General features: G+C 54.9%; 8 protein-coding genes. 3 read left to right on the top strand and 5 right to left on the bottom strand.

Annotation, left to right across the window (positions count from 1 at the left end; genetic code table 11):
• From ACR0I0_RS16150 to ACR0I0_RS16135, 4 genes are all read right to left on the bottom strand, one after another.
• The coding region (locus ACR0I0_RS16150; RefSeq protein ID WP_480492203.1) for a transposase at positions 1-168 on the bottom strand (168 nt) is incomplete at its 3' end.
• Between the two features lie 63 nt (positions 169-231).
• Complete coding sequence (locus ACR0I0_RS16145) at positions 232-1,560, bottom strand: sensor histidine kinase (protein WP_171634614.1); 1,329 nt, start codon at positions 1,558-1,560, stop codon at positions 232-234.
• The gene (locus ACR0I0_RS16140; protein WP_171634612.1) at positions 1,560-2,219 is read right to left on the bottom strand and encodes a response regulator transcription factor; all 660 of its coding nucleotides are present in this window, start codon (positions 2,217-2,219) and stop codon (positions 1,560-1,562) included. Before ACR0I0_RS16140 ends, ACR0I0_RS16145 begins: the two co-directional genes overlap by 1 nt.
• A 38-nt stretch (positions 2,220-2,257) precedes the next feature.
• The gene (locus tag ACR0I0_RS16135; RefSeq protein WP_209832230.1) at positions 2,258-2,917 is read right to left on the bottom strand and encodes a hypothetical protein; all 660 of its coding nucleotides are present in this window, start codon (positions 2,915-2,917) and stop codon (positions 2,258-2,260) included.
• A gap of 210 nt (positions 2,918-3,127) precedes the next feature.
• Here ACR0I0_RS16135 and ACR0I0_RS16130 point away from each other — a divergent pair, with 210 nt between their 5' ends.
• On the top strand, positions 3,128-4,249 hold the full coding sequence (locus ACR0I0_RS16130) for a hypothetical protein (RefSeq protein WP_480492200.1): 1,122 nt from the start codon (positions 3,128-3,130) through the stop codon (positions 4,247-4,249).
• A 239-nt stretch (positions 4,250-4,488) separates the two neighbouring features.
• Here ACR0I0_RS16130 and ACR0I0_RS16125 read toward each other — a convergent pair whose 3' ends face one another.
• The gene (locus ACR0I0_RS16125) at positions 4,489-4,674 is read right to left on the bottom strand and encodes a hypothetical protein (protein WP_171634610.1); all 186 of its coding nucleotides are present in this window, start codon (positions 4,672-4,674) and stop codon (positions 4,489-4,491) included.
• 597 nt (positions 4,675-5,271) lie between these two features.
• Here ACR0I0_RS16125 and ACR0I0_RS16120 point away from each other — a divergent pair.
• Entirely contained in the window at positions 5,272-5,649 is a 378-nt protein-coding gene (locus ACR0I0_RS16120) for a nuclear transport factor 2 family protein (protein ID WP_171118898.1), read from the top strand.
• Between the two features lie 186 nt (positions 5,650-5,835).
• Positions 5,836-7,629 (top strand): PHA/PHB synthase family protein, encoded by a 1,794-nt coding sequence (locus ACR0I0_RS16115; protein ID WP_480492198.1) that lies wholly within the window; start codon positions 5,836-5,838, stop codon positions 7,627-7,629.
• Positions 7,630-7,863: the final 234 nt, after the last annotated feature.

Raw genomic sequence — 7,863 nt, 5'->3', positions numbered from 1 at the left:
CGGGCCGTATTCCTTCGGCGCATCGCGCCAGCGCAAACCATTGCGATTAATGAAGACTATCCCGCTCAACACCCGCCGGTCATCGACGCGGGGTTTGCCATGAGACTTTGGCAAGAAGGGCCCAAGACGCGCCATCTGGGCGTCGGTCAGCCAAAACAGATCAGACATGTTCACCGCCCGTTTTTCGAACCGTGAAACACGCAACCCCGCTGAAATCAATGGGTCCTGACCCTAGCTCGAGATCTCGACCCGACATTCGAGACCACCGAGGGTACTGGAAGCGCCCAAAATCAGATGGGTGTCATAAGCTTTCAGCAAATCGACTGCTATCGTCAGTCCTAGCCCGCTGCCGGTGACCGATGTGTCCAAACGACCGCCGGACCGAAGTGCATCGCGGCGGGCGTCTTCCGGAATCCCGGGGCCGTCGTCTTCGATGCTGATTTCGATGCAACCGGGGTTGCGCTTGGCCGTCAAGCGTACACTTTTCCGGCACCACTTGACTGCGTTGTCCAGCAAGTTGCCCAACACCTCTTCAATATCTTGTGCATCCATGCGTACCCAGAGACCGGGGTCACGCACGATCTGCAGAGATTTGCCTTCGCGATCCGCTATTGTTGCAAACAGCCGTTCCAGCCTGTCGATAGCGTTTGTCAAATCCGTTCTCGAATGGGTTAAGTCCGCGGTATGCAAGGCTCTCAATCTGGCGAGAGATCGGCTCAATTGAGCATCGATCCGGTCCAACGCCTCCCGCGCGGTGCCCGTTGCAACTCCTGCACCGGAAAGCGTTTCCAGTTCGTTCCGCAAAATTGTGGCAGGAGTTTTCAAAGCGTGGGCCAAGTCGGCTGCCTGACGGCGAGATCCTGACACGATCTCACGATTCCGACGCAGAAGTTTGTTCAGGTCTTCAACCAGTGGAGCGACCTCTTCCGGATAATCAGCTGGTCTGAGATCTTCATCCTGATCCCAGCGATGCGCGACATCGGAACGCAATCTTCTTAAAGGCCCAAGTATGATAGTCATCAATAGAAGAGATCCGGCCACCCCTATCAGACCGACAAGGGCAAATACGGGCAATAGGCTTTGTTGTGCGGCACGGCGTTCGGCGGCAAGTTGAACCCGACTTTCGGCGACACTTACGCCCCAGACAGAGCCGTCTTCGTACGTGATTTTTTGAAAGGCACTGCGCAGGACCTCACCTTCGGGGCCATTCGTAGTCCACAGTGTTGGCGTATCTGGGTTGCCGGAAGGCTCGGCGATAACTTCGTCAAACAGTGACGCAGACGTAAAGATTTCTCCTTCGTCGTTGCTAACTTGCCAGTATCTACCAGAGTATGGAGAACTGTAAGCCGGATCGAACATCAGATCCCGGAGTGAATCGGGGCTTTGGGTGGTGACGCTCAATCCCACTACAAGCTGTGTGTGGCGGTCCAACAAAGCAGTGTCGAAGCGATCTGATACGCGGTTGTTGATGTAAGAAAAGACGGCAAGTGTACCTAATCCAACAGACACGGCTCCGGATGCAAAGCCTCCTAACAATGCCCGTTGACGCAGTGACAACATCAGGCAGAGTCAATCATGTATCCGCGGCCCCGTACCGTTGTAATCAAGTCGGAGCCAAGTTTTTTGCGCAGACGGGTTATGAAGACTGCAATGGTATTGGAATCCCTGTCGCCGTCGTATTCATAGATATGTTCAGAAAGCTCGGTTCTTGAAATCATGCGCCCGGCATTGAGGGCCAGATAGGTAAACACAGCGATTTCCTGAGCCGTTAGATCGATCGGAACGCCATCAACCGTCACTCGCCCGTTGCGCGTATCCAGAACGACGTTACCCATCTCGATCACCGGGTTCAACTGGCCACTTTGCCGCCGCAAAATGGCGCGGACCCGGGCCGCCAGTTCCGGCATGTGGAACGGTTTGGTCATGTAGTCGTCCGCACCGGCATCAAGCCCATCGACACGCTCACTCCAGCCATCGCGGGCGGTAAGTATCAGAACCGGGGTTTGCACGCCCGAACCACGCCACTCGCGCAGCACCGAGATACCGTCCCGTTCCGGCAGGCCGATATCCAGAATGATCACGTCGTACGGTTCGGTCGCGCCCAGATGTAACGCGTCGAGACCGTTGTTTACCACATCCACTACGCGACCTTCGGCATTCAACAGCTTTTTGATCTGATCGCAGAGGTGCGGTTCATCTTCTGCAAGCAAAACTCTCATGCACCAGCACTATATGCGCGTGTCTCGAAGTTTAAACATCATCTTTTTCCACCGCTGTTTCCCCCGCCATTACCGCCGGAGTTTCCACCACCGTTGCCGCCGCTGTTTCCCCCGCCATTGCCGCCGGAGTTTCCACCACCGTTGCCGCCGCTGTTTCCCCCGCCATTGCCGCCGGAGTTTCCACCACCGTTGCCCCCGCCATTACCGCCGGAGTTTCCGCCACCGTTGCCGCCGCTGTTTCCCCCGCCGTTACCGCCGGAGTTTCCGCCACCGTTACCACCGCTGTTACCGTTGCCGCCACGGTTTCCATTGATGCCATTGTTCGCCGACTTCCCTTGCGATGCAGCAGCAGGATTGCCTGGCGCTGTCTTGGCAGCTTCAGTTACCTGCCGCCCAACACTTGACCGATTGGGTACAACAACACCAGTTTTTGCATTGACGATAACGCTGATTATCTTTCCATTCGGCTTTTTGACCAGAATTCGATAATAGACTTCATCTGTCTGAAAGGCACGCGCATTAACTGGGGTGCCGCCAAAAACTCGCTCTACACCCTTGATAACCTTTTTAAGCCGAATGGCTTGTCCCGAACTTGTCGCCTTGCGTAACTCCGCCTGCTTCAGTTCGCGGGCAGCCGCATCGCTTTCTCCGGGCTGGAGAACCGCGAAAAGGCAGGCAAGGATCAAAAGCTTTTTCATCTTCGGTACTTTTTACGGCGCTGACGCCCGATCAACCTAACGAAGGTTACATGAACCGTTGATGAACGACCAGTTTCCCGTGGGTTCAACATCAATGGGGTTAGATGACAAAAACTAGGACAAGAACCCGGCAAGGACATACGGCCTGTCGGAATCAAGTTTGTAATAGCGCTGACGACAGAAACTCAAAATTGAACAACGAGAAACGCCATGAAAAACACAATGACCGGATTGTTGAAAACCTCAGCTGTTGCCATCGCCCTGATGAGTTCCGCCGCGCTCGTTGGGGCGGTCGCCTTTCCTGATTCTGCCTACGCGAAAGGCGGCAACGGAAAAGGCGGCGGCAACGGCGGAGGAAACAGCGGCGGCAACGGTGGCGGCAACGGAGGTGGTAACGGAGGCGGTAACGGTGGCGGTCACGGCGGAGGGAACTCTGGCGGCAATGGCGGTGGGAACGGAAATGGCCATGGTAGCGGAAATGACGGAGCCGGAAACAGTAGTGGCAAAGGTTTAGGAAAGGGCGCATCCAAAAATGCAGGAAAGTCTGCAACTGGCAAGACAAGTAACAAAGCAACTGGAATCTCAGGATCGCGATCCCAATCTTCAAAAGGGAAAAAATTCTCTTTGAAAGAGATATTTGGTGGCAGGAAGTCCAAGGCCAATAAACCCAAATCCAAAGCAACGAAAACCGCGCGAACAATCACGTCATCGCCTACGGTCACCAGTTCAGTGCGCCCGGAAAAGCGTCCGACAGGACACAAAATGGCTTCGTTACTTGGGGCTCATCCGTCAGAGTTGGGCGCGTTGAACGCAGCAAATGCGAGTGAGACGGCCCTACTGAACGCCGCACCCAACTCACGAGTCGGCCGAATTGCTACTTATCGTGAAACGGTATTGGCTGGCGATGATCTGCGGGCGGCGCTGGAGGAGCAGCAGGAACTTCTGGACGGGATGACGCCGCCAGATCGTTCTGTTTCTGAAATCGAACAGGATCTTGAAGCGGCACAAACTGATGTTCAGGAAAAGCAGGATCGTGTGACCGAACTTGAAGAGGCGCTGGAAGACGCTGGTGGCACCGACCCAGACATCGAGGCAGCGCTTGAGGAAGCAAACAACGATCTACAGGACGCCATCGACACGGCTGAAAGTTTGGAAACCGAGAAACAGGATGCTGTCGAATATGAAGAAGCGGTTGCTGAGGTCGAGGACTTGACTGAGGCTGTTGAAGATCAAGGGCTGACTGAACGCGAAGCACTGGAAAACGCGGCAAACAAGCCCGTTACAGACGAGGTTGAGGCGGCAGTAAAATCACTGCTTGGGTTAGATGGCTAACAGTATTGGCTTGTTATTCTGCAAGCCGATGGTGGCCGGGTCGACCATGTCTTTACCACGAGCATGGCCGGCCCGGCGTCGTGTCGACACCATCTGACTAGATGGATGGAGATACGCTTTTAGCGTCGTGAACGCATTGAGGTTTCTCAATAATAGACCCGCTCCGATACGGAGCGGGCTTTGCAGTATCCTGATTTGGTCGCCGCAACCTGGAAGCGTGATGGCTTGTAATCGTCGTTTCAGGCGTCCTTGTTTGTCTCATCCAGTCGCTTGTTGTTAATGATGTCAGTTAGTGCATTCTCGATAGGAGGGAAGCGATTGGTGCTCGAATTTTCGGCGTTGGAACGCGCGCCGTGAACGGCGACATTTGAGGACTGCATAGTTGCAGGAACACAAGGCTCAACCCCAATGGCAGACTTGATCATTCTTTTCCCCTTCGACAAAGACGGGCTTTTTAAGATAGCCCTGCGGGGAGTAGTATGAGCTAAACACTTTGAACACTCAGAGAATACATTGTTCACGTTCGGTTAATGTTGTCGCCCCGGTGTGAACAAAAGGTTGGGGGTAATCTTGCTGCTTGGAATAACCCGCCAATCAGGCGAACCCATCCAGCAGTGGCATTATTTGAGCAGGACGGTTCAAAGAATGCTGTTGTTTTTAATCGGTATTGCGCTTCTTAGCTGGTACCGTTGTTCTGGATTCATGGAAACCGCCTTGCCAGCGGTGACATGTTTATTCGAGATGCTGCGGTATTTTATGTGGTACTCTTAGATTCAGATTATTAAAAATCTAATAAAAACATAAAATTATGATATTAGTTCGAAGACTCCTCGGTCCGCCACTGGTTTCCTCTCGCCCAACGATTGGCGGCAACTTGCTGCGCCCAAATTCACAAGGCGCTGTTCTGCCTGTTCCTAAGCAAGTCCGGTGGCCAATCTTTGCAGGGCCGTCTCATTTTGATCTTTGTCAAGGTTGAACGCGGGCCGCCGAGATACAGTCACCAATGTATCAGGAGGTCTTGCATGGAAAGACTGGTCGAAATTGGGCGGACATTTGTTCAGGCGATGCGTGATCGCAACGGCTTGGCAAGTGTTGACGAGATGTATGCGGAAAACGCTCAGTCTATAGAAGCGGTTGTGCCTCCGGTGCGGCAATTTCGGATTACAAAGGGTCGCGACGCCATCAAGGCAAAGCGGGAAGATTGGCTGAAAACGCATGAAATCCAAACGCTTACGGCAGATGGCCCTTTTGTTCATCCGCCCAATCGCTTTGGCGTGCGTTTCAATGCCGAGGTCGTGCAGAAAGACACCGGACAACGAATGAACCTTAGCGAGATTGCCATTTATTCCGTTGAAGATGGCAAGATTGTACTGGAAGAGTTCTTTATGTTGCCAAAATAGCGAACGGTGCCTGGCAACACGGGTTCCCAAGCGCTTGCGGCCATTTCAGGAAGCCTCGCCAGGTCCGGCGCTGCAATCAAGTACGTCCAATCAAAATGGGCGGTTGACTGGTCGGTCCGGGGCCTGGTGGGCAGATGGAATTAGGTTTGCAGCATACTAGCACTCTGCCCGGATCGGAGAACCTAGATGACCGAACTCTCACCTGACAAGCTGTCTGCTGAGGTCGGGGTTTGTGCGGCAAATACCGACGAGAATGCCCCGCCACACCCCTATGAGAAACTTGACCGCGCAACGCGCGCGGCCCTTGCCCGTGCCACCGCCGGTGTTTCTCCGCATTCGATAATGGCCACCTGGATGAATTGGGCCCTGCACCTGGGTCGTTCCCCCGGACGCCAGCTTGAACTGACAGAACGCGCGGCACGTGATGCGGCCAAACTCTGGTTCTATGCCAGCGAGATGGCGACCGGCGCGAAGGCCACTCCGCCTTTTCAGCCATGTAAGCAGGATCACCGTTTCAATGCGCCCGGCTGGCAGAAGGCGCCATTTTCCCTATGGCAGCAGGCTTTTCTGAGCGCACAGGATTGGTGGCAGGCCGCAACGGACGAAATGCCCGGCATCGCCCCCCGCGACGCCGAACGCGGGCAATTTCAGGTTCGTCAGGCACTTGATCTTGTCTCTCCTTCGAACTTCCCGTGGTCAAACCCGGAAATCATCAATCGCACCTTTCAGACCGGCGGTCGCAATTTGATAGAGGGCGCCGCTCACTTTCTTGAGGATGTTGCCCATACCATAACGCAACAGCACGAACCTGCCCCTAAGGGTTATGAAATCGGTAAAGACATTGCCGCGACCCCCGGAAGGGTTGTTTATCGCAACGCGCTGTTCGAGCTGATTCAATACACACCAAGCACCAAGCGCGTGCAGGCGGAACCGATCCTTTTCGTGCCTGCATGGATCATGAAATATTATGTGCTCGATCTGTCCCCGGAAAACTCCATGGTGCGGCATCTGGTCGAGCAGGGCTTTACCGTGTTCATGATTTCCTGGGTCAACCCCACGGCTGATCAGGCTGATCTCAGCCTCGAGGATTATCGCCTGAACGGTGTCATGGCCGCGATCGAGGCCGTCGAGAAAATCGTTCCGGGCCAAAAGATCCACGCCAATGGGTATTGCCTTGGCGGCACACTTCTGGCGGTTGCTGCCGCGGTGATGCAACGCGATGGCGATGACAGGCTTGCAAGCGTTACGCTGATGGCGGCGCAGGTTGATTTTGCCGAAGCCGGTGAGCTTTTGCTGTTTATCGATGACAGCCAGGTCGCTTTTGTAGAAGACCTGATGTGGTTGCAGGGCTATCTTGACCGCCCTCAGATGACGCGAACTTTTACGACAATCCGCGCCGAGGATCTGATTTATGCCCGGGCTGTCCGTCGCTATTTTCTGGGTGAAGACGACCTGCCTACGGATCTGACCGTCTGGAACAATGACACGACCCGGATGCCGGCGCGAATGCATTCCGAATATTTGCGCGGTCTGTTCCTGGAAAACCGGCTGAGCGCTGGGCGCTTTTCTGTCGAAGGTCGGGTCGTTGCGCTCAAGGATATACGCGTACCCATGTTTGTGGTCGGAACGGAATCCGACCATATTGCCCCGTGGCGATCAGTGTACAAAATTCGGCTGTTTACCGACGGAGACCTCACCTTCGTGCTGACCAACGGTGGTCACAATGGCGGCATCCTGAGCGAGCCGGGGCACAAGTACCGCCACTATCGGTTGGGCCACAGGCCGGCGGACGCGCTGTATACCTCGCCGGATGAGTGGTTCGAGTCGGCCGAAGAAAAGCAAGGTTCCTGGTGGCCTGCGATGGTGAATTGGATCAAAGAACGTTCATCGGGCGAAACCGCGCCGCCGCCGATGGGCGGAAAGCGAAGGGGGGCTGAAAACCTGCCCAAAGCGCCGGGCAGCTACATTCTTCAGGCCTGAAACCGGCGGCGAAGGTCAGACCCGTCAGTGCCCTGTCGATCTCCTTTGGACATCCTGCGCAAGCCCTTCAGGTGAAGTTGAGATTTTGGTCGCTCGGTTGGATCTGGGACTTTGCGATGGATCAAGCCTTGCTGCGGCGCAGGTGTGTTATCGTGCAGGTCGTCGAAACCCTGTGCCACATTTGCGGGTTAGTCGAAGGCCAAGCCCGCAATATGCAACGAAAAGAGGCAATAC

It is taken from the genome of Ruegeria sp. AG6, assembly GCF_056541565.1.
Note: the sequence above shows the minus strand (reverse complement) of the source record. Positions and strands in the feature narration are given on the sequence as shown.